Genomic DNA, 23,408 nt, shown 5'->3' on the forward strand with positions numbered 1-23,408 from the left:
TATGCGGCCTTAGAGCCGTGCATGGATATTGTTGCGTATTGACTGAGCCAACAAACGATGCCCGACAACTCTTCTGCGCCCGGTAGCTCCGCGCCCGACCGTTCAGCAAACTCTGCCGGCGGGGCTGCCCAGAATGCCGATGCCCAGTCGCTTTCCGATCCGCAATTTCTGGAGGCGTTACGCAATCAGATGATCCGCTTTGCCACGCTCCAGCTGCGCGATGAGCACCAGGCGGAAGACGCGGTACAGGAAGCGCTCGCGGGGGCGCTCAAGAATGCAGATTCGTTCGCTCGCCAGTCGGCCCTGCGCACCTGGGTATTTTCAATTCTCAAGTACAAGATTGCCGACATCTTGCGCTACCGTCAGCGGGTCATCGCCACCAGCGAGCTGGGCGACACCGAGCAGCAGGATCAGGCAATGATGGATGGCCTGTTCAACGCCAATGGGCACTGGCACCGCGCCGAGCGTCCCACCAGCTGGAGCGGTCCGCAGGGCGGTGTTCAGAGCGACCACTTCTGGCGGGTGTTTGATGCTTGCCTGAACGGGCTGCCCGAGAAGCAGGCCCGCGTATTTATGATGCGCGAGTTCATCGAGCTGGAGTCCCATGAGATCTGCGATCAGTTGGGCCTTTCCACCAGCAATCTTCACGTATTGCTGTATCGCGCGCGGCTGCGTTTGCGGGAGTGTCTGGAAAACAGCTGGTTCCAGGCGTCGGCCAGCGGGAAGGCAAGCGACACCGGCCTAACGAAACAAGGAGAGCGCCAGTGATGAATTGTAAACAGGCGACGCAGCTACTGTCCCTGCAGCAGGAGCGCCCACTGAGCCGCCGAGAAAAATTCAGCCTGCGGTTTCACCTGATGCTGTGCAAAGCGTGCAGGAACTTTTCGACACAGATGGATTCCCTGCGCACGATTTCCAGGCGCTATGCCAAAGGCGAGCCCCCCGCATCCGATGACCGTGAATCGCACTGAGCGGAAACCGTGTTTTCACCCGGCCTTGGCACCCGCCTTGATGCCAGCGGAGGATTCCAGGCTCTGGTCGGCATCCCCGTACCAGAACCGGTAGTAATCCTCCGTCACTTTCTGCTCGATTTCTGAGGCGTCTTCCCGCGGACAGAATAGGGTAATGGTCAGTACATCGTGGCCTAACTCGCTGGTGCTGACTTTGATCTTGGGTTCGGTGCCTGCCAGGTCGACCCCCATACGGCTTTCGATCAATTTGCAGTAACGCTCGGCAACCTCTTTGAACGATTCGCAGTGCTCCAGCACCCGCTCGGTAATAAACGGTTTGATGTCGAACGGATTCTTGCCCTTGCTCTCGCGCACAATGGAAAACTTGTGCTCGATATAGCGCCGCATAAAGTTTAGGTTCTTCACCGGCTGGGTAAAGAACACATTGTTGGGCACGTACAGTGTGGTACCGGTATAGCCGTTACCGAGACCGTGCGGGTCGATTTCCAGCAGCGTGGTACTCAGCCAATTATTGTCGATGACCTCCCCAAACTGATCGCCGATACGCACCCAGTCGCCGATGGTAAACGAGCGCATGCTCGCCTGGTAAATACCCCCGACCAGACACGCCACCACATCCCGTAGGGCGATCACGATCGCCACGGAGAATGCGGCGATGGATAAGGCAAAGTCGCGCAGCTCGGAAACCCAGATGGCAAACAGGCCGATGACAATGGCCAGGTTGGCGAAGTTGTGCACCATATGCACCCGGCGGCGAATATCCTGCCGCTGCCAGCTGGAGCGGCGAAACAGGGACGCCAGCAGGTAGCGAAACACCAGAACCACCACAAGGAGCAGCAGGCTCCAGGCCAGTTTGTTTTCGAGGAATTGGCGCAAGACTTCAGTATTCATCGGGGGCTCGGTAATGCTGTGCAGGGGACGGCCGTTATCGCCCGCGCCAAGCGCAGGCTCGCGGGTATCCCGAACGGCGGAATCTTTGAAAATTATGGCGTGCCGGAACCAGGTCCGGGTGAAATTTGGCGGGAGTGTATCCGAGTCGATGAAATTGCCGCAACCGGGAGCGACCTGTTTTGTGGATCAACCCCGGGCCGGGGGACCCAACGGAAGCGGCGGCGCGATAATGCAGCGGTACTATCCTGATATTACAACGCCGACCCTGGCTGCGCGCGCCGCGCCACCTTCACACCGTCCGCAATCCGTTCACTGGGGTGGAGGACGACGACTTCGCCGGGGGTCACCCCCGACAGTACTTCGGCCATTTGCCCGTTATTGTGGCCAACCTCTATTTCCGTGCGCACCGCGCGGCCACCGATGACCCGAAACAATGCCCAGGATTTCTGGTGGCGGAAGAGGGCGCCAGTCGGTACCTGTACCACATCGTCAGCGCGCCAGGTTTCAATGGCAGCGTCCACCCGGTAACCGTGTCCCAGCCGTGACCAGGTGTCTTTCGGGTCCACAAAATCCACGATCACATTGACCCGCTGCTCTTCAATACCCAGTGCCGAGATCTTGGTAAACCCAAAGGGCTCGATAAGCCGCACCCGCCCATGCAGTGGCGCATCGCCCCCCCAGTTGGTGATCTTGACCGGTGCGCCCGGCTGCACGCGCACGGCATCCCGGGAGAGCAGGTCGATGACAATTTCCAGTTCAGCGGGGTTGCCGATTTCCAGCAGCGGTGTGCCCACCGGTACCACGCGCTCACTTTCCTGCAGCAGCCGCAGTACACGCCCGGAAACCGGGGCGGTAACCTGGACGAGCTTTTCCTTGCGCATCAAGGGTGCCCCCGGCTGGGGCTCGATCAAGGCCGCACGGGCATTTTCGAGCTCGCTCTGACTTACCCCTTCGGCGGCGCGGGCGGTATCCCGGGCAGCCTCGGCGCTGTCCAGTGCCAGCTCAATGCGCTCGACTTCCACTTGGGATATGTGACCCTTGGTCGCCAGCTTGCGCGCGCGCCTGGCGTCAGCGCGGGCAAAATTAAGCCGGGCTTCCGCATCCCGGCGCTCCGCGCTGGAAAGCTTCAGAGCCGCCTCGGCACTGCGGATTGCCGCCTGCGCCTGGCTGCGCCCACGCTCGTCGAGGAACTGCGGATGTGTGGGCAGTAATTCCACCAGTGGTGTAGCGCCGGTTTCTACTGCATCGCCCACTTCGCGCTGTATGCGCAGCAGGTAGCCGGTGACCGGTGCCGACACCACAAACACATCGTGCACCCGGGTGTAGCCCTCATCGGAAACGGCAACCTGCATCGGCCCGCGGGAGACCTCGGTCATATCGACCGGTACCGGTTTGGGGGAAAATGCGTAGATAAAGAACGCCAGCAGGCCGAGTACAATCAGCAGACCGGTGATACGTTTGAACAGTTTGTGGCCCATAGCGCTTCTGTGTTTTCCCCCTTGGTCCTACTTTTTTGCCGGGTGCCTGATTCTTTACCGTCCCGCTACAAAGCACCGCTAGCTTACTCCCGGGTTTTCAGTACCGCGATCAGGTCAAGCTGCTGAATACGTCGGTGCACCAGCAGACTCGAGGCCAGCGCCGAAAGCAGCACCACCAGCGCGGCATACCCATAGGTAGAAGGGCTGATGATCAACGGAATTCGGAACAGTTCGGTGCTGAACGACTGCACCAGCGTCCAGGCGAGCAGGTAGCCCAGCAGCGCCCCCAACGGCAGGGCGCACACCGTAAGTAATGCCAGTTCTCCCAGCAGAATATACGAAACCTCCCCGCGGGTCAGTCCAAGCACCCGTAAGCTGGCGAGCTCCCGCCCCCGTTCCGAGAGCGATATCCGTGCGCTGTTGTACACCACCCCAAGCGCGATCAGGCCTGCAAACAGGGTATTGAAAAACACAAAGGTGCCGAGGCTTTCCTGCAGTGTTTCGTAAAACGCATCCTGCGCCTGTTCCTGCAAACTGACCCCGGCGACCACCGGGGTGTTCTTGAGTGCGCGGTAAAACGCATCGGTCTGTTCAGGGTCAATAAGCAGGTAGGTGCCGGAAATTATTGCGTCGTCGCGCATCATCCGGTTCATTTCTGCAAGGTCCATGTAGGCGCTGGTGCCCATATAGGTCTTCACGATCCCGCTCACTACCACATCGACCTCGGGGCGCCGCCCGGTACGCACCTCCAGCCGCAGGGTCTCACCGGTCGTGATATCCAGCAGCTCCGCCAGTTTGTCTGACAGCACGATGCCAAAGTCCGGCAGCGGGACAGGGTTCAAATTGGTATCCACCACGCGGCTCAACTCCGCGTCTGGTGTGAGCCCGATAACCGCTTCGCGACGGTTGCGGGGGCCATTGCGCAATACCGCGGGAATGGCACGGAAGGGCTCAGCACTCAGAGCCCCCGGGGCGTGCAGCACATCCTCGACCGCGCGGATATTGCGCGGCTCGACGAAGTTGACCGTCACATCCTGGCGATCAATCACGTTAAAGCTGACGTCCACCATCACCATCATCGCGTCGAGGGAAAAGCTGGAGCCGATCAGTAGCCCCATCGACATAGCGATGCCGATACAGGTCATGGCCGCGCGCTTTGGCCAGCGATAAAGGTGCCGCAGAATCATCCGCGAAGGCTGGTCGATACCGCGGGCCGCCCGTTCGAGACGGTGGGTGAGCGCGCCAAACCAGTGGCCGGAACGGCTGTAATCCGGTGGCGGCGGCGGCACCATCGCCACCGCCGGGTCCAAGCGCACCACCTTACGTACGGCGGTAAAGGTACCGGCGGCAGAAACCAGCACGCTGAAACCGATACCTGCCAGATAGACATCGGGCGGCGCGCGAAACAGAAGAAACGGGAACTTGAAGTAGTCCATGTACATGCGCGCCAGACCGTGCCCGAGCCACAAGCCCAGCGCGATGCCGATCACGATACCCAGAGCGGTAATGGCCCCGATCATTTTCAGGTAGTGCAGGGCAACGGTGCGGTTGCTATAGCCGAAGGCCTTGAGCAGCCCGATCTGCTCCCGCTCGGTATCTACCAGCCGGCCAATGACCACATTCAGAAGAAAGGCAGCCACCAATAAAAAGATGGGCGGCAACAGGCGCCCCATGGTTTCCAGCTGGTCGATCTCATTGGTGAGGAACTGGTCGGAAATCTGCTGATCCCGCCCGTATGCTCCGGTGGCGCCATAGCGTTTGAGTAGCAAGTCGAGCTGGTCGAGCAAAGCGTCCTGCTGTTCTCCGGTCGAGGTCAGCAGCACCACTTCATTGAATGCGCCGTCCAGATCAAAGGCATTGGCGAGCGCCTCGCGGTTCATCCACAACACCCCGAAGCGTTTCTTGTCGGGCACTATTTCTCCCGGCGAAATCGCGTAGACGTACTCCGGGGACAGGGCAATACCGCTGATGGTCAGTTGTTTTTTTGTGCCATTGAGGATCGCATGGACGTGATCACCGGGTTGCAGATTGTGGGCCTCCGCAAAGGCCTCCAGCGCGAGCACTTCTTCTTCGCGTACCGGATCGGGATAGCGCCCGCGACGCAACACAAAGTCGTTGATATGGGGCCCGCGGATGACCGGCAGGGACTGTATTTCACCGGTGATCGGCGCGGCAGCGCCCGTGACATCGAGAATCACACCGGCGCGGATGCGGGTTTCCGCGCGCCGTACACCGGGCAGTTCGGTGATATGGGAGAGCTGTGCGTTCGGCGCACGTTTCACCGGCGCCCACACGTCGGCAAAGCGGTAGCGTTCGTAGTAGGCCGCGCGGGTATCGGCCAATGACGCCAACATACCTTTCGACATCAGGTACATGCCGATACCGCAGCCAATCACAACCGCAATGGCCAACGCCTGGCCCTTAATGGCCCAGAGGTCGCGCGCGAGCTTGCGGTCCAGTGGTCGCAGAAACTCGATCACCGACCGTTACCAGCTGAGCTCTGCCGGCGCGCAGGGGTGCGCATTGAGTGCGGTGTGCTGTATCTGGCCGTCTCCCATGGTCAGGATTCGATCCGCCATGTTCGCGATGGCCGCGTTATGGGTGATCACCATGGTGGTGGTGCCCAATTCGCGGTTGACCCGCGCGATGGCCTCGAGCACGACAATGCCGGTTTTACTGTCGAGTGCGCCGGTGGGCTCGTCGCACAACAGAACGCGGGGCTGCTTTGCGATCGCGCGGGCGATGGCAACACGCTGTTGCTCACCACCGGACAGCTGCGCGGGGAAGTGATCCATTCGTTTGCCCAGCCCCACCAGTTCCAGGGCCTGCTCCGGCGTCATCGGCTCCCGCGCGATTTCGGTCACCAGCGCGACGTTTTCCCGTGCCGTGAGGCTCGGGATCAGGTTGTAAAACTGGAAGACGAAGCCCACATATTCGCGGCGGAACTGCGTCAGATGGCGATCATCGAACCCGGTCAACTCGTCCTGGTCGAAAAATACCTGGCCCGCAGAAGGTGAGTCGAGACCCCCGAGGATATTCAGCAGGGTGGATTTGCCACTGCCCGAAGGGCCCAGCAGCACGACCATCTCGCCGCGCAACACGGAAAGGCTCACCCCCCGCAGCGCGTATACGGTGGACTCGCCACTTCCGTAGGTTTTGGTGAGGCCCTCTGCGCGAATCGCTGGATACTTGTCTTCTTTCATCAAGGGCTCCGATTGTCGGAATAGTCCAGTGCACCACCCAGCAGTTATATCAGTATATGCGGCCTGGTTACTGCAAGCCGCCCAAAGAATATAGGGTGGGGCAGCACACCTTCGGGTTACAAGACCGTGTATATGATCCGGGTGCTGCTATTTTTGCAGGTAATGGTTGGTTCCTGCCGCCTGTGACACCTAGCTAACAACAACATAATGCGTAATCCCGTTTCTGATCACATGGATCCGTGGCATCACCTGACCGCAGAGGAGGCCACAACTCGCCTGCACAGTGGACGGTCGGGGTTGAGTGATACCGAAGCTTCCCTGCGCCTCGATCAATACGGTGCCAACACACTGCCTCATCCGCGGCTGACGGGATTCCTGCGTCTGTTCGTCCGCCAATTCATCAGCCCACTGATTTATGTGTTACTGGCGGCGATGGTGGTATCACTGGTGGCCGGAAAGTATGCGGATGCCTCTTTCATTGGGTTGATTCTGCTGCTGAATGCACTGATCGGCGCGCTGCAGGAAAGCCACGCCAACCGCAGCGCCCAGGCCCTGCGCAGGTTGATGGTCATTCGTACACGGGTGGTACGCGACGGCGAGGTTTCGGAAATTTCCGCGGAGAATCTGGTACCGGGTGATCAGGTTTTACTGAGCTCGGGGGACCGGGTCCCCGCGGATATGCGCTTGCTGGAATCGGATGGCCTGGAAGTGGACGAATCGGTACTTACCGGCGAGTCCCTGCCGGTGTTCAAAAATAGCGAATTGCTCTGCGACCCGCGCTCACCGATAGCCGAGCGAATCAACCTCTGCTATGCGGGCACCCTGGTTGCCGCCGGCCGTGGCCGCGCGCTGGTGACCGCTACGGGTTTGCGCACAGAGATGGGCAAGCTCAGCCAGACCATGGAAGTCGCACAGGCAGCCACGCCACCCCTGTTCCAGCGTATTGATCGTTTCAGTAAAAAGCTGACCATTGCACTACTGGTGGCCATCGCCGTGTTGGCGGCGATAGAGATTGCCCGCAATACGGATCCAATGGTGATCTTTATGACGGCCGTGGCCCTCGCGGTGTCGGCAATTCCCGAGGGCCTGCCGATGGCCCTGACACTGGTGCTCTCGGTCGGCACACGGCGCATGGTCAAGCGCCATGTGATCGTGCGCAAGCTGGTCGCGATTGAGAGCCTGGGCTCCTGTACCGTGATCGCAACGGACAAGACCGGCACCCTGACCGAGAACCATCTGACGGCACGCAAAATTGCGTTCTGTGACGATGTGAGCGTCACCATTGATGGCGGTAAATTGCCCTCAGCCGCGGAGTTACCCGAGCATGGCGATACCCGTGTGACACGCCTTGCCACGGTGGCGGCGCTGTGTAACGAAGCGGAGTTACGTCCACTCGAAAATGGGGAGTGGCACAGCAGTGGCGATGCGGTGGATCAGGCCCTGTTGGTGATGGCGCACAAGGTGGGTTTGACGCGCCGCGCGCTCGAAGCGCAGTGGCCGCAGCAGGCACAGATACACTACGAACCCGCGCTCGGCTTTGCCGCGACACTGCATTCCAAAGCTCAGGGGCAAGGTACGTTGATTTGCGTCAAAGGCGCGCTGGAGAAACTGCTGCCCATGTGCGAGCGCATGGCCACAATCGATGGTGATCGACCATTGGATGCAGACCTGGCGCTATCGGCGATGGCACGCCTTGCCGAGCAGGGCGCACGGGTGCTGGCATTTGCCGATGGGGAGGGCGGCGCGGCCGATCACTTTGTCCCGGAAAACCTGCGCGGGCTATGTCTGCTGGGACTGGTAGGCATGTTCGATCCCTTGCGCCCGGAGGCTGCGGCCGCAATCGCCCAGTGCCGGGCCGCCGGTATTCATGTGTGTATGGTCACCGGCGATCATCCGCGCACGGCGCTCTCCATCGCGCAGGAATTGAGCTTGGCTGACAATGAAGACAAGCCGGTGACCGGCATAGAGCTGGCGCGGGCGGAGGCACAGGGAGCAGGGGCACTGGATGCGCTCACCGCAGATACGCGGGTTTACGCGCGGGTGTCGCCGGAACAGAAACTCACCATCGTCCAGTCGCTACAGCGTCAGGGGCAGTTTGTGGCAGTGACCGGCGACGGCGTGAATGACGCACCGGCACTAAGCAGCGCGCACGTGGGTGTGGCCATGGGGGAGCAGGGCACGGAAGTGGCGAAAGAATCCGCTGACGTTCTGTTGACCGATGATAACTTCGCCTCGGTGGTGGCGGGTATCGAGGAGGGCCGGATTGCCTACCGAAATATCCGCAAGGTGATCTTCTTCCTGATTTCTACCGGCGCGGCCGAAGTGGTGTTGTTTATTCTCAGCACGATTTTCGGCATGCCACTGCCGCTGACGGCGGTGCAGCTGCTGTGGCTGAACCTGGTTACCAACAGTATTCAGAATGTGGGGCTCGCCCTGGAGCCGGGTGAAGGCGATGAAATGCGACGGGCACCACGGCCGCCGCAGGAATCCCTGTTCAATCCCGTGATGCTACGTCGTGTGCTGGTGTCGGGCGTGGTGATGGGCGGGCTTGCGTTCACCAGTTTTTACTGGCTGCTACAGCACGGTTGGGAGGTGGAGGCGGCGCGCAACAGTGTCCTGTTGTTAATGGTACTGTTTGAAAATGTACAGGTATTCAATAGCCGGTCAGAGCACCGTTCAATTTTTCATCAGCCATTTTTTTCCAACCCGATTTTGTTGCTGGGCACCCTGGCTGCGCAGGGCATCCACATCCTTTGCCTGTATTCACCCTTGATGCAGGAAGTGCTCGGTGTATCACCGGTCAGTGCCGTGCAGTGGACCGCATTGCTGGCGATTGCGCTACTGCAAGTGCTGGCGATGGAGCTGCTGCTACGTTTTACCCGCAGCTGGCGTTAGCCATCGCAGGCACATTGTCATCTATTTCCTCCCAAGAGTGACCGATGGTTCCTACACTCTGAGTAAATAATTGGTGTGCCTACATTAAGTCCAGCCAGGCAAACGGCGGACTATGCGCGCAGACCTTTCCGCTGGGGGCCATGTGACCGCACAAGATTGTGTACTACGGGCAGAGGATCTGGAGTTACTTATCCAGGCCATCCGTGCGCGTGGGCACCAGGTAATCGGTCCAACTGTCAAAGACGGGGCCATCACCTATGGAGAAATTCACACCAGCGCCGATCTACCGCAGGGTTGGTCGGATCAGCAGGAAAAAGGCCACTACCGCCTGGTGCGTAATGACACGCCAGCCTATTTCGCCTATGCCGTAGGCGCGGGCGCATGGAAACAGTTCCTACAGTTGCCGCGACGCCAGGTGTGGCAGGCCCGGCAATCGGATGGCGACCTGAACTTTGTGGAAGTCATTGACGTCGCACCGCGCGTGGCCTTTCTTGGCGTGCGCAGCTGTGAACTACACGCCATCGAAATTCAGGACCGAGTATTCTCCGGCGGGTCATTCCAAAACGAAAGTTACAGCGAACGACGGGACAACGCGCTGCTGATCGCCGTTAATTGCACTGCGCCCGCGGCCACCTGTTTCTGCACCGCGATGAACACCGGCCCGAGAGTGACGTTACCCGCGGACCTCACCATGACCGAGGTGATCGGTGCTGACGAACACTACTTCCTCATCGGGAGCGGCTCGCAACAAGGCCGCGACATTCTCGGCGACCTGCCGCTGGCACCCGCCACAGAAGCACAACGTAACGCAGAAGAGAGCGCTGTGCGCGGTGCCGCGCAAAAGATGGAAAGCGGGCCTCGCCAGTTTAATAGCGCTGACGTCAAGGACCTGCTGTATCGCAACTATGACAGTCCGCTGTGGGAGCAAGTCGCAGACCGCTGTCTGTCCTGTGCCAACTGCACCATGGCTTGCCCCACCTGCTTCTGCTCCACGGTTGAAGACAGCACAGACCTCAGTGGTGAGCACGCAGAGCGCTGGGAGCGCTGGGATTCCTGCTTTACCGGGGAGTTCAGCTATATCAGTGGTGGCTCCGTGCGACCGGATACAAAAAGCCGATACCGCCAGTGGATGACCCACAAGCTGGCCACCTGGCACGATCAATTTGGCACTTCGGGCTGTGTGGGTTGCGGCCGTTGTATCACCTGGTGCCCGGTGGGCATCGATTTCACGGAAGAGATACACACGCTACGGGAGATGGAAAAACCATGAAAAGTATGTCCCAACTGTTGCACGAGCATCCATTCTTTAGCGGCATGGATGCGAACCAGCTTGATATTGTTGCCAACTGCGGCGCAAACCATATTTACAACGCCGGTGAATACATTGCCCGTGAAAATGCGCCGGCGGATCAGTTTTATGTGATACGGGACGGGCAGGTCGCGGTGGAATGCTTTGTGCCGAACCACGGCGCGCTCTGTCTGCAAACCTTGAACAGCGGCGACATCTTCGGCTGGTCATGGCTGTTCCCTCCCTATCTGTGGACGTTTGATGCCAAGGCCATGGATGAAGTACATGCGATACGGCTCGATGGGAAATGCCTGCGGGAAAAATGCGAGGCCGATCCTGCTCTGGGGTATCAGCTGATGAAGCGCTTCGCCCAGATCATCAGCGACCGTGTACGGGCAACGCGGGTACAGTTGATGGACGTCTACGGACAGCAACGTCCGCCCCTCGAAGGCGACCAATGATTCCGGAGGCATTCCGGGTGGTGCGCCGCAGTGAAGAGTATGCGGGCACTTTTACCCTGCACATTGAGCACAAGGGGGGCAAACCGCTGGCGAGTTTTGCGCCCGGCCAATTCAACATGCTGTATGCCTTTGGCAGCGGGGAAGTGCCGATATCCATGAGCGGCAGGGTGGAAGATTCCGGCACTTATGTGCATACGATACGCGCCCATGGATTGGCAACGCAGTCGCTGGAGCGCCTGCGTGCCGGCGATGAACTGGGGGTTCGCGGCCCATTCGGCCAGGGGTGGCCGATGCAGGAAGTCGCAGACAAACATGTGCTGATCATCGCCGGCGGCCTGGGTCTGGCGCCACTGCGCCCGGCGATCTACAGCCTGCTCTCGGGCGCTCAGCCCTGCCGCAGCCTGCGCCTGTTTTATGGTGCCCGGGGCCCACAGGAAATGCTCTACATCGACGAACTGCGCCATTGGCAAACACAAGTCGCGGCAGTACTCACCGTAGACCAGGCAGATGACGAATGGCATGGCGCGGTCGGGGTGATTACCGGGCCGCTGGCGGCCAGCACCATCGATGCTGACAACACCATCGTCTTCCTCTGTGGACCCGAGGTCATGATGCGTTTCTGTGTGCAGACCCTGCTGGCCAAAGGCCTGTCGGAATCGCGCATTTACCTGTCGATGGAGCGTAATATGAAGTGTGCGACGGGACACTGCGGCCACTGCCAGTGGGGCCCGCAGTTCGTGTGCAAGGATGGGCCGGTATTCAATTACGGGAGTGTGAGACCTTGGTTCAAGATTCGCGCACTTTAGGGAAGGACATACGCAAGCCAACGCTGGCGGTCTGGAAGTTTACTTCCTGCGATGGTTGCCAGTTGAGTCTGCTCGATTGCGAGGACGAGCTGCTGGCCCTCGCGGACACCATCGAAATTGCCTATTTCATGGAGGCCTCCAGCACCCAGCTGCCTGGCCCCTACGACCTTTCCCTGGTCGAGGGCTCCATTACCACGCCGGAAGAGCAGCGACGTATTCGCGACATTCGTGCCCAATCTCGCGCACTGATCGCCATTGGCGCCTGTGCCACCGCGGGCGGAATCCAGGCGCTGCGCAATTTCGCCAACGTCGACAATTTTATTTCTGCGGTGTATGCCCAGCCCGAGTATATCGACACCCTCAAAACATCGACCCCGGTGAGCAGCCATGTGCCGGTGGATTTTGAGCTGAATGGCTGCCCGATCAATAAGCACCAGTTGCTCGAGGTTATCAGCGCGTTTCTACACCGTCGTCCGCCGCAGGTCCCGGCACACTCGGTGTGTATCGAGTGCAAACAGCGCGGCAACGTCTGTGTTTGGGTGGCCCACGGCACTCCCTGCATGGGGCCAGTGACTCAGGCGGGCTGTGGTGCAATTTGCCCCAGCTACCACCGCGGCTGCTATGGCTGCTACGGCCCGAAGGAAAACAGCAACACCACCTCCCTGTGCCACTGGTGGGAGACCGAGCTGGGGGCGGACAGGGTCACGGTGATCGAGAACCTGCGCAACTTCAACGCGGCGGCACCGGATTTTGAGGCCGCGAGCCGCAGCCGGGAGCCCCGGGATGAGTAAGCATAAGACCGTCAAGGTTGACTACCTCGCCCGCGTCGAAGGGGAGGGCGCACTGTACATCCGCTACGACGACCAGCAAGTGCACGATGTACAGCTCAAGATATTTGAGCCGCCGCGCTTTTTTGAAGGGTTCATGTGTGGACGGGATTACCGGGAGGCACCGGACATTACCGCGCGTATCTGCGGGATCTGTCCCGTCGCCTATCAGATGAGTGCAGTACACGCGATGGAAAATGCCCTTGGGCTGGTTCTGTCGGCAGAATTACATGCCCTGCGCCGCTTGATGTACTGCGGAGAATGGATCGAGAGCCATACGCTGCATATCTACATGCTGCACGCGCCGGATTTTCTCGGCTACCCCAGTGGCGTGGCCATGGCCAAGGACCATCCGCAACGGGTGCAGGATGGCCTGCAAATGAAAAAGGCGGGCAACGCAATCGTGCGGCTACTGGGCGGACGCGAGGTCCATCCGATCAATGTACGGGTGGGGGGATTCTATCGGTTGCCCACCGCCACCGAGTTGGGCGCGCTGCGGGAAACATTGCTGCCGGCACGCGATATCGCCATTGCCACCGTACGCTGGGCGGCCGCGCTGTCCTTTCCACAGTTTGAACGATCTGCGGACGACGCCTATGAGTTTGTTGCGCTGTCAGACCCGGATGAATATCCCATGAATCGCGGACGTATTCGCTCTACGCAGGGCCTGGATATACCCGTCAGCGACTACGATCAGCATTTTCGTGAAACCCATGTGAAACACAGTACCGCGCTGCACAGCGAGCGCGTAGGGCGTGGGGCCTATTTCGTTGGGCCTATGGCGCGCTACAACCTGAATTACTCACGGCTGTCTCCGCTGGTGCAGCAGGTGGCTCGAGAGGTGGGCTTCCCGCCGTTTTGTGCGAACCCGTTTCAGAGCATTGTGGTGCGCAGCCTGGAAGTGCTCTATGCGTTTGATGAGGCCTTGCGCATCATCGACCACTATTGCGCACCTGAGCGCCCGTTTGAAGAAACAGAACCACGTCCCGCTCAGGGCTGCGCGGTTACCGAGGCCCCGCGCGGTCTCCTTTACCATCGTTACCAGATCGATGCCGCGGGTAAGATCAGCAATGCCAAAATCGTCGCTCCTACATCGCAAAACCAGAAAACCATTGAGGACGACCTGCGCCTGATGCTGCCGCAGTTTATGCATCTGGCCGCGGACGACCTGCAGGCGCGCTGTGAACAGGCGATCCGCAATTACGACCCGTGTATCTCCTGCTCCACCCACTTCCTCAAACTGCACCTGGATCCTGTGGGGGCAGCGCCATGAGCGGCTGGACCATTATCGGCGTCGGCAATCGCTTCCGCGGGGACGACAGCGTCGGCCCCTATGTGATCGACCGCCTGCGCAGCCGGCTTCCATCCGGCACGCCCTGTATCGAAAACAACGGCGATATGACCAGCCTCCTCGATGAATGGCGCCAGCGGCGGGTATGCCTGATCGACGCGCTTCAGGCTGAAGATCAAGCCCCCGGTGCCATACTGCGTTTGAACGGCCTGGCCGAAGAGATTCCCCCCACACTGTGCCGCACCTCCAGCCACGGCCTGAATCTGGGCGAAGCCCTGGCATTGGCAGGGGCGCTGGATGCGCTGCCGGAACGACTGGACCTCTATGCCATTTGCGGCGAGGACTTTTCCCCGAATGCCAGCCTTTCGGCGGCGGTGGAGGATGCCGCGCGGCAGGTGGAGCGTGAAATTCTTGAAAAACTGAGTCTGCACACAGGAGGTGTGTAATGCACGAACAATCCCTTATCCGCAATCTGGTGGACAAGATTCAAGGGCTGGCGGCGGAAGAGAATGCCACGGTGCTGGCAGCCAAGCTCAGATTAGGCGCTCTTGCGCATATTTCGGCAGATCACCTGCGCGATCACTTTACCCAGCAAACCCAGGGCACGGCGCTGCAAGGTTTGCGGCTCGATATTGAAGAGCAGTCTGATATCCACCACCCCGAGGCGCAGGACATCATCCTGGAAAGCCTCGAATTCCGGGCAAACGATGAACAAAGCGCGCCCTGAGCGACACAGGCTGCAACTCACTGGCATTGTTCAGGGAGTCGGCTTCCGGCCGTTTGTGTTTCGCCTCGCGCAGCGTTTTACGCTGAGCGGTTGGGTGGCCAATGACCGCGCAGGCGTGTGCGTGGAAGTGCAGGGCCCGGCACACCTTTTGCTCCAGTTTCAGAAGTTTCTTTCCCATACATTGCCCCCGCACGCGGAAATCCACTCGCTGACCTGTGAAGCCATTCCAGTGCAGAACGCACGCGGTTTTGTTATCCGCGAGAGCGATGCTGGCAGTGCGCAATCCGCACTCATCTTGCCGGACCTGGCCCCATGCAAATCGTGTGTGCAGGAATTGTTTGAGCCGGGCAATCGCCGTTACCGCTACCCGTTTATTAATTGCACCCAGTGCGGCCCCCGGTTCAGTATCGTCGAACGATTACCATACGATCGCGCGCACACGGCCATGCAGGCTTTTCCACTCTGTGCAGACTGCATGGCGGAATACAAAGACCCTGACAACCGGCGTTTTCACGCGGAACCCACGGCCTGCCCAAGCTGTGGTCCACAGCTTCGCTTCTGTGCTGCCGATGGTAAACGGCTTGCTGCCGGGGAGGCGGCATTGCGCCGCGCAGTGGAGGACATTCGCGGTGGCAAGATCATTGCCATCAAGAACATCGGGGGTTTCCAGTTGATGGCCCGCGCCGATAGCGACGCAGCCATAGCGCTGCTGCGGCAAAGGAAGCAGCGCCCACACAAACCTTTTGCCCTGCTGTATCCCGATCTGGCAAGCGTACACCGGGATTGCTTTGTATCAGCGCAGGAAGAAAGGCTGTTGCTGGCTGCGGAGCGCCCCATCGTTATTTTACGCAGCAGAGGGGCGGTACAGGGCAAGATTGCACCACAAGTCTCACCGGATAATCCCAACCTGGGCGTGATGTTGCCCAGCTCGCCGTTACATCACCTGCTGATGCATGAGCTGCAGCAGCCACTGGTTGCCACCAGCGGCAATCTCGCCGGAGAGCCGATCTGTATTGACGATGCAGACGCACTGCAACGGCTGGGACAAATCGCAGACGGATTTCTGCTGCATAATCGGCGCATACTGCGGCCACTGGATGACTCCGTTGCCCGAGTAATGGATGGCCAGCCGGTGTTATTGCGCCGCGCTCGCGGATACGTGCCACGTCCGCTGGTACTGCCTGATTCACCGTCCAACGCGACAACGCTGCTCGCCGTGGGCGCCGACCTGAAAAACAGCGTGGCCACCACGCGGGGGAATACGGTGCTCTCTAGCCAGCATATCGGCGACCTCGAAGACCGTATCACCATGGGGCACTTTACACAGACTATTACTGAGCTCGCCGAGCTGTATCTGGGCAATGGGAATACCCGCCCGTGGGGACAAATCATCTGTGACCAGCACCCGGGCTTTTTCTCGACGCGCTGGAGCGAGAACCACGCAAATAACAGAGACCGCAGCGAGCTCTTGCGTGTGCCACATCATGTAGCCCATTTTTTTTCCTGTCTGGCAGAGCACGGGCACGGGGGCGCGGCACTGGGCATCTGCTGGGATGGCACCGGATACGGTGACGACGGCGTACTGCGCGGCAGTGAGTTTCTGCACTGGGACGGCGCCGCGCAGGTCAGGCGCGTGGCCAGCCTGCGGGAATTTCCGCTGCCCGGTGGCGAGCAAGCCATGCGCCAGCCACGACTTGCTTTGGCCGGGCTGTTATTTGCATGTTTCGGTAGCAGCGCGTTGTGGCCGGTCAGCGCATCCGGCGCAAGGCTGGCAGCAACATTTAGCTCCGGCTCGCTATTCAATCTCGAACGAATTCTTGTGCGAAAACTGAATACCCCGGTGTGCTCCAGTATTGGTCGTTTGTTTGATGCGGTATCGGCACTTTTCGGTTTGGTGCAACGGTCGACCTTTGAAGGGCAGGGGGCAATGGCTGTGGAAAATGCTGCGCAGGACTGCCATCACCAGATGGAATATCCGTTTGTGCTGCGTCAGGCGCTGGGCCACTTGACACTCGACTGGGAGCCATTGTTGAGTGCATTACTAAAAGATGTGAGAGAAGGGCGGCCCGTCCCCTGGATGGCCACCGCCTTTCACAATACGCTGGCACAGATGGCCGTATCGGTGGCCACAGCCCTCGGCGAGAAGTGCGTGTTTTTGTCCGGGGGCGCTTTTCAAAATAAACGTCTGCTGGAGACCACAACCGGGCTATTGCGTGCGGCCGGATTTGACGTGCATTGCCATCGCAACATCCCGCCTAATGATGGCGGCATAGCGGTGGGACAGATCTACTACGCGCGCTGTATGCAGCAGGTCGCGAAGCACCGCCCCGCGCACAGCGAACACGCAGGCCAGGAAACGTGACCATGCGCCGCAAACAAGAAGAGGGCACTTGAGTATGTGTCTGGGAATTCCGGGTTTCGTCGAAGAAATACTGAACAGTGCTCCGCTTGAGCGCAGCGCGCGGGTCCGCTTTGGAGGTATCAGCAAGGAAATCAACCTCGCCTATGTGCCCTCAGCAAATGTTGGCGACTACGTAATTGTGCACGTGGGCTTTGCCATCAGCGTGGTAAACGAACAGGAAGCCCGCCGGATATTTCGCTATCTCGAAGAGCTCGGCGATCTCCAGGATCTTGAGTCAAACCGCGAGGCGTCCCAATGGAAACCTGTGTAGTTCGGAGGGTGCAATGCAGTATCTGACGGAATATCGCGAGCGCGCCAGTGTTGAGAAGATTTCTGCGGAAATACAGCGCATTACCACGCGGCCCTGGGCGCTTATGGAAGTCTGCGGCGGCCAGACCCACGCGATCGCTAAATACGGGCTGCAACAGCTGTTGCCCCATGAAATTGAGCTCTTGCATGGCCCCGGCTGCCCGGTGTGTGTCACCTCACTGGCGATTATTGATCAGGCGATCGCCATTGCTACACGACCGGAGGTGATCTTCTGCTCATTCGGCGACATGTTGCGGGTGCCCGGCAGCCACAGTGACCTGCTGAGCGTGAAAGCCGCCGGCGGTGACGTGCGCACCGTGTATTCACCCATGGATGCCCTGGCACTGGCGCAGGCACACCCGGACCGGCAGGTGGTGTTTTTTGCCATTGGCTTTGAAACCACCGCACCGGCAAACGCCATGGCCGTGTTCCAGGCGCAACGAAAAGGGCTCGGCAACTTTTCGCTGCTGGTCTCCCAGTTTCTGGTGCCACCGGCGATCGAAACGATCTGCGCCGATGGGGACACCCGTGTGCAGGCGTTTCTCGCCGCTGGACACGTGTGTGCAATTACCGGTTTTGAAGCCTACCAGCCTCTGGCACAGCACATCCGCCGTCCCATTGTGGTTACCGGATTTGAGCCCCTGGATATTCTCGAGGGGGTTCTCATGTGTGTGCGCCAGCTGGAGCAGGGCAGTTGTGACGTACAAAACCAATACGCCCGCGCCGTATCCCGTGAGGGCAACAGGCCCGCGCGGGAAATGCTGCAGCAGGTATTCGAAATCTCGCCCCAGCACTGGCGCGGTGTGGGGGAAATCGCCGGCAGCGGGTTGCGCCTGCGCCCGCAATATACGGCGTTTGATGCGGACCAACGATTTCCCCGCGTGACAACGGGTCGCGACGATTCCCGTGGCTGTATCAGCGGGCAGATCATGCAGGGGCGCAGCAAACCGGATGACTGTCCGCACTTTGGCAAGGCCTGTCGCCCGCAGAGTCCGCTCGGTGCCCCCATGGTATCCAGCGAAGGCCCCTGTGCGGCCTACTATCGATATGCAAATCGAGGGGCAAGCGGACCGGATCATAAAAAACAGGAGCTGCCCAATGAATATTGAGTGCCCGCTGCCAATGGAGACACTGGCCACGGATTCTGAAGCGGATTCAGAAGGGGTGGTCCGCCTTGGCCACGGCAGTGGTGGAGAGCTGACCGAGCAATTACTACAGAACTTTGTATTTCCGTATATTGATAACCGCTGGATTCGGCAGGGCCACGACAGCGCGACCCTGCCCTTGGATGGCTCCCGGCTGGTATTTACCACTGACTCTTTTGTGGTGTCTCCCCTGTTTTTTCCCGGCGGCAATATTGGGACGCTGGCGGTTTACGGTACCGTCAACGACCTGGCCATGAGCGGCGCCCGCCCAAAGTACCTGAGCTGCGGGCTTATTCTGGAGGAGGGGCTGCCGCTAAAACACCTTGTGCGCATCATGCAGTCCATGGGCCGAACGGCAGCCGAAGTAGGCGTACAACTGGTCACCGGTGACACCAAAGTGGTGGAGAAAGGCAAGGGCGATGGTGTGTACATCAATACCTCCGGAATTGGTGTGCTCGCGGCCCCACAGCCAATCCACCCCCGCCAGATCGCGGCGTCCGATGCGATCATTCTGTCCGGTGATATTGGCCGACACGGTATGGCGGTGATGGCAGCACGGGAAGGTCTCGACTTTGAAAACCCGCTGCACAGTGACTGCGCGCCGCTGTGCGATCCCGTCATGGCACTTTTGGCCGCTAAAATCGATGTGCATTGTCTGCGCGACCTGACGCGGGGTGGATTGGCAACGGCGCTGGTGGAACTGGCCGAGTCATCCCGTATGGACATGCAGGTACACGAAGACCAGATCCCGGTTACCGCGTGTGTGCAAGGCGCCTGCGAATTGCTTGGCCTTGATCCCATGTACGTGGCTAACGAAGGCCGCTTTCTGCTGTTTGTACCAGCAGATCAACAACAGGCCACGCTTGAGATTCTGCAGGCCTTTGATGTATCCGTCGCGAGTCGGGTCATTGGTGAGGTATGCGATCGGGTTGACGACGCAGACACCGCGGACGTCATACTCAGCAACGCGCTTGGCTGCGAACGGCTACTGTGCCGGTTGCCCGGTGAGCAGCTGCCGAGAATCTGCTGAAACGCGCAAAAACAGATGTGGGCGCAGGCTTTTCTCCAGCCCTGCGCAACACCCATGAGTTCGCATAATATAGATTATGTTAAATTGATAATATTGAGACATCCCGATTGTTTCATATGTGCTGGCTACTCCCCCGTGTGGCCAGCGTCTCCTGGTTTGAGCCTGTGGTGCCGGCTCACAAGGATTGCAGGCGTTTACAGTGCCTTTCCATCCGCACCATCCGCACCATCCGCACCATCCGAACCATCCGCACCGCTACGCGCCGACTTGGCCCGTACCCTGCGTAAATCTGCACAGATTATCTCCATGCCATCGAGCACACGGAATGTGTGGCGTTGGATAAGGTCTGGTGGCACAAAGAACAGATGGCCGTTGCTCACCGCTTTCAGGCCCGGATACGCTTTCCAGTCATTGAGCCAATCTGGGCGGGTTTCGCCCATACCGCTGGCAATGATCACGTCGGGATTGCGCTCCAGCACCGACTCAATACTGATTTTGGGCGCAAGTACCAGCGCATCCGCGAACGTATTGCGGCCGCCACAGGCTCGGATTACATCGCTGATCAGGTGCTCGCCATTCAGGGTTTGCAGTGGATCGCTCCATACCTGGTAAAAGACGCTCAGTGGCGCCTGTTGCTCATGGTCACGCTTGAGCGTGCTCAAGCGGGCAAGCCACTGGGCCGCTGCCTGGTCGGCGATCGCGCTGGTGCCGGCCAGCTGCCCGAACAGGCGCACATTGCGCGGGATATCTTCAAGAGTGCGGGATTCGGTAACAAATACCTGAAACCCCAAACGCCGGAGCTTGTGCACCATCTGATCGCCGTTGCCGGAACCCCAGGCAACAATCAGGTCCGGCTTTAATGCCAGCAGGCGCTCGTAACTGACGGACTTGTAGTTACCGATCTGTGGCAGCGCTTTGGCCTGTTCCGGGTAATTGCTGTAGCTGACCGCAGCGATTAACGTGTGCCCTGCTCCCGCGCTGTAAAAGTTTTCCACGATATGCGGGGCCAGCGCCACAACGCGCTCTGCCGGCGCCGCCAGCTCCACCCAGTGCCCCTGCGCATCCTGTACGCGCACAGGATTGTCTGCGGTTACCGCTGTGGCCCAGACCAGTGCGACAACGGTCGTCAGGAGAGTGAAGATTCGAGCGTATAGGGACTGCGTATCCGACTGTTTTTGTGCGCGCTGCATGGTGTTAGATATGGCGTGATACATGGTGTGTTACTCAGGCTATTCCGTTGGCCGCCAGTGCTACCCACAGCAGCAGCACTGACAACTCGGTGATTTCCACCAGGCCACCCAAGCAATCGCCGGTGTAGCCACCGATTTGTTTTTGCCATAGCTGGCGCCACAGCAAAATGACTGCAGGCAGTACAGCGGCCAAGCCGATTGCAACCGGTAGTGGTGCCAGGGCAATCCCCGCAACCGCTACCAATATTGCCACGGGTAACAGCTCGCGGTTGCGTTGGGAGTTGGAGGGCGGCACCAGGCCTTGTGCGCGTGCGTAACTGGAAAGACTCATTAAAAAAAGTGCCGCGGTCCGCGCCAGTACCGGGGCCAGTAACAGTGGCAGGTAGATCCAAGTCCCCTGCTCTGTGGTGGCAAGCCACTCAAGCAGTGCGCTCAATACGGCAAACTTCACCAGCAGGAAAATCACCAGTGCGATCACTCCCATGGCACCGCAATGGGGATCGTGCATTACGGCAAGTATCCGCGTGCGGCGCTCCTCCGTGTCCATGCATTTATGCCCGGCAAAGTAGGCATCGGCGCAGTCGGCGAGACCATCAAGATGCAGTGCACCGGTGACCAACACCCAGAAACCCAGCAGTAACGCTGCCTGCAATTGGGCGGGCAATGGCGAAAGAACATACGTTGCCGCGCACAGCAGGGCGCCGACAATCAGCCCTACCAGCGGATAGTAATACACGGATCTCTTCGCCGTTTCCGCGTCCACGTTCCGCAACAGACCGGCCACGGGCAGGCGCGTTAGGAACACCAGCGCATACAGAAACGGCTGCATGAAACCAGTTACGCTGTGTACAACACTATTACGCGGGGTAGACATAGGCGCTCTGCGGGGGATGAAGGATAGAAAATTTTCGAGTCGATGGATTGTACTCCAGCGATGCACCGAAGCCGTACCCCACGGTCAGGGCAATCATCCGAGCGGGTTGCCACTGGTGCGCGGTAGTGAGCAGCAGTTTGATCACGCCGCCGTGAGTCACCAGCAACAGGGGTTCATCGCCATAGCGTTTCGCCAGTCCATCAATACTAGCGAGCACCCGTGTGCGGAAGGACGCAAAAGGCTCTCCCCCCGGCGGTGAATGGCGCTCCGGGTCGCTACTCCAGGCTTCGCACAGCGCGCGCTGCTCGTGCCAGATACGATCCACAGGCTGCCCCTCCCAATCGCCAAAACCGATCTCGCGGATGCCTGCCTCGGTATGCACCGGCAGGTCCCGGTCGAGCCCCACCTGTGCGGCAAATTTGTGGCAGCGCTGTAGCGGTGAGCTGATGATCCGGGTCCAGGGTGCGCTCAAGTTTTGCAGACCCTTTTCCATTTGCTGCCAACCCGCATCGGTCAATGGCACATCAATATGCCCGCGGAATACCCGGCCACCCGCGCAGGCGCCGTGGCGCAGCAGATCAATCCTCAACCGGGATACCCGCTTCGCTGAAGGTAAACATGCTGTTGTGCAGTGCGAGTGCCTGCTTGATGACACTCACAGCGAGTACCGCACCGGTGCCCTCCCCCAGCCGCATATTCAGGCTGAGCAACGGTTTCACACCCAGACACTCCAGGGCCAGTAGATGCCCGGATTCATCCGACTGATGCGCGAACAGCAACCACGGCTTCACGCTGGGGTTCACCGCCACGGCGATGGCCGCCGCCGCGGTTGCCATAAAACCGTCTACCAGTACCGGTGTGCCCCGCTGTGCGCTGGCAATAAAGGCACCGGTGAGCGCTGCGATTTCAAAGCCGCCCAGAGTGCGCAGGATTTCCAACGGCGAATGCAGTGCTTCGCGGTGCAGTTCCAGCGCCGATTCGATCAACTCGATTTTGTGCTTCAGTGCCGCATCATCAATACCCGTACCGCGCCCGGTAATGTCCGCAACATCGAGCGTGAACAGCGCCGCGAACATCGCCGCGGCAGAGGCGGTGTTGCCGATGCCCATGTCACCGCCCACGAAGCAGTCGCACTCGACCGCCTGACGCTGCCCGGCCAGCAAGGCGCGCTGGAGTTGCGACTCGGTCATGGCGGATTCGCGGGAAAAATCTGCGGTAGAGGGGGCAATGAGCTCGTCAATAAGATCCGGGTGTTGCGCGGGAACCACGCATCCCAGATTGATTGCGGCAAAGTTTGCATCGTGCTCACGGCTCAATACATTGATGGCGGCACCGCCCTCACAGAACATGCGCAACATCACCGACGTTACCGCTTGTGGGAACCGCGACGTACCGCGCTGGGCGATGCCGTGGTCGGCGCCGAACACGCGCACAGCCAGATGGTTCAGCTGCGGCTGAGCCCTGCCCTGATATCCGGCAAAATCCACGGCTAGGGTTTCTAGCCGGCCCAGCGCACCCGGTGGCTTGATCAGCTGCGCCTGGTGCGCGATCGCTGCACGGCGTGCGGCCTCATCGGGTACCGGCGCCGGTTCATGGAGCCATTTCAATTCTTGTGACATTG

Annotated in this window: 22 protein-coding genes; 14 read left to right on the forward strand and 8 right to left on the reverse strand. The window is 59.7% G+C overall.

Annotated elements, in window-relative coordinates; genetic code table 11:
• Positions 1-57 precede the first annotated feature (57 nt).
• Together AU182_RS09945 and AU182_RS09950 are read left to right on the forward strand one after the other, a co-directional pair.
• Positions 58-768 (forward strand): RNA polymerase factor sigma-70, encoded by a 711-nt coding sequence (locus tag AU182_RS09945; RefSeq protein ID WP_066964394.1) that lies wholly within the window; start codon positions 58-60, stop codon positions 766-768.
• Complete coding sequence (locus tag AU182_RS09950; RefSeq protein WP_227718310.1) at positions 768-971, forward strand: zf-HC2 domain-containing protein; 204 nt, start codon at positions 768-770, stop codon at positions 969-971. Before AU182_RS09945 ends, AU182_RS09950 begins: the two co-directional genes overlap by 1 nt.
• A 15-nt stretch (positions 972-986) precedes the next feature.
• Here AU182_RS09950 and AU182_RS09955 read toward each other — a convergent pair whose 3' ends face one another.
• The 4 genes from AU182_RS09955 to AU182_RS09970 all read right to left on the reverse strand — a co-directional run bounded on the left by AU182_RS09955 (position 987) and on the right by AU182_RS09970 (position 6,543).
• Positions 987-1,862 carry a mechanosensitive ion channel family protein gene (locus AU182_RS09955; RefSeq protein WP_066964400.1) on the reverse strand — a complete coding sequence of 292 codons (876 nt, stop codon included), beginning with the start codon at positions 1,860-1,862 and terminating at the stop codon, positions 987-989.
• Positions 1,863-2,113: 251 nt separating this feature from the next.
• Positions 2,114-3,340: an efflux RND transporter periplasmic adaptor subunit gene (locus AU182_RS09960; RefSeq protein WP_066964403.1), complete on the reverse strand. Its 1,227-nt coding sequence runs from the start codon at positions 3,338-3,340 to the stop codon at positions 2,114-2,116.
• Between the two features lie 83 nt (positions 3,341-3,423).
• Positions 3,424-5,820 (reverse strand): ABC transporter permease, encoded by a 2,397-nt coding sequence (locus AU182_RS09965; RefSeq protein ID WP_227718208.1) that lies wholly within the window; start codon positions 5,818-5,820, stop codon positions 3,424-3,426.
• Between the two features lie 6 nt (positions 5,821-5,826).
• Positions 5,827-6,543 carry an ABC transporter ATP-binding protein gene (locus tag AU182_RS09970; protein ID WP_066964406.1) on the reverse strand — a complete coding sequence of 239 codons (717 nt, stop codon included), beginning with the start codon at positions 6,541-6,543 and terminating at the stop codon, positions 5,827-5,829.
• A gap of 207 nt (positions 6,544-6,750) precedes the next feature.
• Between AU182_RS09970 and AU182_RS09975 the strand changes: the two genes are divergently transcribed.
• The 12 genes from AU182_RS09975 (at position 6,751) to hypE (ending at position 19,723) form a co-directional block, all read left to right on the forward strand.
• A complete protein-coding gene (locus AU182_RS09975) occupies positions 6,751-9,438 on the forward strand; it encodes an HAD-IC family P-type ATPase (protein ID WP_227718209.1) in 2,688 nt (895 codons plus the stop codon).
• A gap of 142 nt (positions 9,439-9,580) precedes the next feature.
• A complete protein-coding gene (locus AU182_RS09980) occupies positions 9,581-10,708 on the forward strand; it encodes a 4Fe-4S dicluster domain-containing protein (RefSeq protein WP_227718210.1) in 1,128 nt (375 codons plus the stop codon).
• Positions 10,705-11,187: a cyclic nucleotide-binding domain-containing protein gene (locus tag AU182_RS09985; RefSeq protein WP_066964412.1), complete on the forward strand. Its 483-nt coding sequence runs from the start codon at positions 10,705-10,707 to the stop codon at positions 11,185-11,187. The genes AU182_RS09980 and AU182_RS09985 overlap by 4 nt, the downstream gene beginning before the upstream one ends.
• The gene (locus AU182_RS09990) at positions 11,184-11,993 is read left to right on the forward strand and encodes an FAD/NAD(P)-binding protein (protein WP_066964415.1); all 810 of its coding nucleotides are present in this window, start codon (positions 11,184-11,186) and stop codon (positions 11,991-11,993) included. Before AU182_RS09985 ends, AU182_RS09990 begins: the two co-directional genes overlap by 4 nt.
• Positions 11,927-12,784, forward strand: a complete 858-nt coding sequence (locus AU182_RS09995) for an oxidoreductase (RefSeq protein ID WP_369802076.1) — start codon at positions 11,927-11,929, stop codon at positions 12,782-12,784. The genes AU182_RS09990 and AU182_RS09995 overlap by 67 nt, the downstream gene beginning before the upstream one ends.
• Positions 12,777-14,093: a Ni/Fe hydrogenase subunit alpha gene (locus AU182_RS10000; protein WP_066964418.1), complete on the forward strand. Its 1,317-nt coding sequence runs from the start codon at positions 12,777-12,779 to the stop codon at positions 14,091-14,093. The genes AU182_RS09995 and AU182_RS10000 overlap by 8 nt, the downstream gene beginning before the upstream one ends.
• Entirely contained in the window at positions 14,090-14,557 is a 468-nt protein-coding gene (locus tag AU182_RS10005) for a hydrogenase maturation protease (protein WP_066964421.1), read from the forward strand. The genes AU182_RS10000 and AU182_RS10005 overlap by 4 nt, the downstream gene beginning before the upstream one ends.
• Complete coding sequence (locus AU182_RS10010; protein WP_066964424.1) at positions 14,557-14,838, forward strand: hydrogenase/urease maturation nickel metallochaperone HypA; 282 nt, start codon at positions 14,557-14,559, stop codon at positions 14,836-14,838. The genes AU182_RS10005 and AU182_RS10010 overlap by 1 nt, the downstream gene beginning before the upstream one ends.
• The gene (hypF, locus tag AU182_RS10015) at positions 14,819-17,200 is read left to right on the forward strand and encodes a carbamoyltransferase HypF (protein ID WP_066964427.1); all 2,382 of its coding nucleotides are present in this window, start codon (positions 14,819-14,821) and stop codon (positions 17,198-17,200) included. Before AU182_RS10010 ends, hypF begins: the two co-directional genes overlap by 20 nt.
• Positions 17,201-17,234: 34 nt before the next feature.
• On the forward strand, positions 17,235-17,510 hold the full coding sequence (locus AU182_RS10020; RefSeq protein ID WP_066964429.1) for a HypC/HybG/HupF family hydrogenase formation chaperone: 276 nt from the start codon (positions 17,235-17,237) through the stop codon (positions 17,508-17,510).
• Positions 17,511-17,523: 13 nt separating this feature from the next.
• Positions 17,524-18,657, forward strand: a complete 1,134-nt coding sequence (hypD, locus tag AU182_RS10025; RefSeq protein WP_066964432.1) for a hydrogenase formation protein HypD — start codon at positions 17,524-17,526, stop codon at positions 18,655-18,657.
• Positions 18,647-19,723, forward strand: coding sequence for a hydrogenase expression/formation protein HypE (gene hypE / locus AU182_RS10030; RefSeq protein ID WP_066964435.1), 1,077 nt, complete (start codon positions 18,647-18,649; stop codon positions 19,721-19,723). The genes hypD and hypE overlap by 11 nt, the downstream gene beginning before the upstream one ends.
• 194 nt (positions 19,724-19,917) lie before the next feature.
• On the opposite strand, the gene AU182_RS10035 is transcribed toward hypE, so the two are convergent.
• From AU182_RS10035 to cobT, 4 genes are read right to left on the reverse strand one after another with little or no spacing between them, the layout of a single operon-like run.
• On the reverse strand, positions 19,918-20,937 hold the full coding sequence (locus tag AU182_RS10035; protein WP_227718212.1) for a cobalamin-binding protein: 1,020 nt from the start codon (positions 20,935-20,937) through the stop codon (positions 19,918-19,920).
• A 10-nt stretch (positions 20,938-20,947) separates the two neighbouring features.
• Complete coding sequence (cobS, locus tag AU182_RS10040; protein WP_227718213.1) at positions 20,948-21,787, reverse strand: adenosylcobinamide-GDP ribazoletransferase; 840 nt, start codon at positions 21,785-21,787, stop codon at positions 20,948-20,950.
• Positions 21,771-22,376, reverse strand: a complete 606-nt coding sequence (locus tag AU182_RS10045; RefSeq protein WP_066964439.1) for a histidine phosphatase family protein — start codon at positions 22,374-22,376, stop codon at positions 21,771-21,773. Before AU182_RS10045 ends, cobS begins: the two co-directional genes overlap by 17 nt.
• Positions 22,366-23,406 carry a nicotinate-nucleotide--dimethylbenzimidazole phosphoribosyltransferase gene (cobT, locus tag AU182_RS10050; protein WP_066964442.1) on the reverse strand — a complete coding sequence of 347 codons (1,041 nt, stop codon included), beginning with the start codon at positions 23,404-23,406 and terminating at the stop codon, positions 22,366-22,368. Before cobT ends, AU182_RS10045 begins: the two co-directional genes overlap by 11 nt.
• Positions 23,407-23,408: the final 2 nt, after the last annotated feature.

This window comes from Microbulbifer sp. Q7 (assembly GCF_001639145.1).
GTDB lineage: Bacteria > Pseudomonadota > Gammaproteobacteria > Pseudomonadales > Cellvibrionaceae > Microbulbifer.

Bases quoted from the DNA above. Each gene is read 5' to 3' on its own strand.
- AU182_RS10020 (WP_066964429.1), top strand. From the start codon at position 17,235: ATGTGTCTGGGAATTCCGGGTTTCGTCGAAGAAATACTGAACAGTGCT.
- cobS (WP_227718213.1), bottom strand. From the start codon at position 21,787: ATGTCTACCCCGCGTAATAGTGTTGTACACAGCGTAACTGGTTTCATG.
- AU182_RS09945 (WP_066964394.1), top strand. From the start codon at position 58: ATGCCCGACAACTCTTCTGCGCCCGGTAGCTCCGCGCCCGACCGTTCA.
- AU182_RS10035 (WP_227718212.1), bottom strand. From the start codon at position 20,937: ATGTATCACGCCATATCTAACACCATGCAGCGCGCACAAAAACAGTCG.
- hypD (WP_066964432.1), top strand. From the start codon at position 17,524: ATGCAGTATCTGACGGAATATCGCGAGCGCGCCAGTGTTGAGAAGATT.
- AU182_RS09985 (WP_066964412.1), top strand. From the start codon at position 10,705: ATGAAAAGTATGTCCCAACTGTTGCACGAGCATCCATTCTTTAGCGGC.
- AU182_RS10010 (WP_066964424.1), top strand. From the start codon at position 14,557: ATGCACGAACAATCCCTTATCCGCAATCTGGTGGACAAGATTCAAGGG.
- AU182_RS09955 (WP_066964400.1), bottom strand. From the start codon at position 1,862: ATGAATACTGAAGTCTTGCGCCAATTCCTCGAAAACAAACTGGCCTGG.
- AU182_RS09990 (WP_066964415.1), top strand. From the start codon at position 11,184: ATGATTCCGGAGGCATTCCGGGTGGTGCGCCGCAGTGAAGAGTATGCG.
- hypF (WP_066964427.1), top strand. From the start codon at position 14,819: ATGAACAAAGCGCGCCCTGAGCGACACAGGCTGCAACTCACTGGCATT.
- AU182_RS09975 (WP_227718209.1), top strand. From the start codon at position 6,751: ATGCGTAATCCCGTTTCTGATCACATGGATCCGTGGCATCACCTGACC.
- hypE (WP_066964435.1), top strand. From the start codon at position 18,647: ATGAATATTGAGTGCCCGCTGCCAATGGAGACACTGGCCACGGATTCT.
- AU182_RS09970 (WP_066964406.1), bottom strand. From the start codon at position 6,543: ATGAAAGAAGACAAGTATCCAGCGATTCGCGCAGAGGGCCTCACCAAA.
- AU182_RS10005 (WP_066964421.1), top strand. From the start codon at position 14,090: ATGAGCGGCTGGACCATTATCGGCGTCGGCAATCGCTTCCGCGGGGAC.
- AU182_RS09950 (WP_227718310.1), top strand. From the start codon at position 768: ATGAATTGTAAACAGGCGACGCAGCTACTGTCCCTGCAGCAGGAGCGC.
- AU182_RS09960 (WP_066964403.1), bottom strand. From the start codon at position 3,340: ATGGGCCACAAACTGTTCAAACGTATCACCGGTCTGCTGATTGTACTC.
- AU182_RS10000 (WP_066964418.1), top strand. From the start codon at position 12,777: ATGAGTAAGCATAAGACCGTCAAGGTTGACTACCTCGCCCGCGTCGAA.
- cobT (WP_066964442.1), bottom strand. From the start codon at position 23,406: ATGTCACAAGAATTGAAATGGCTCCATGAACCGGCGCCGGTACCCGAT.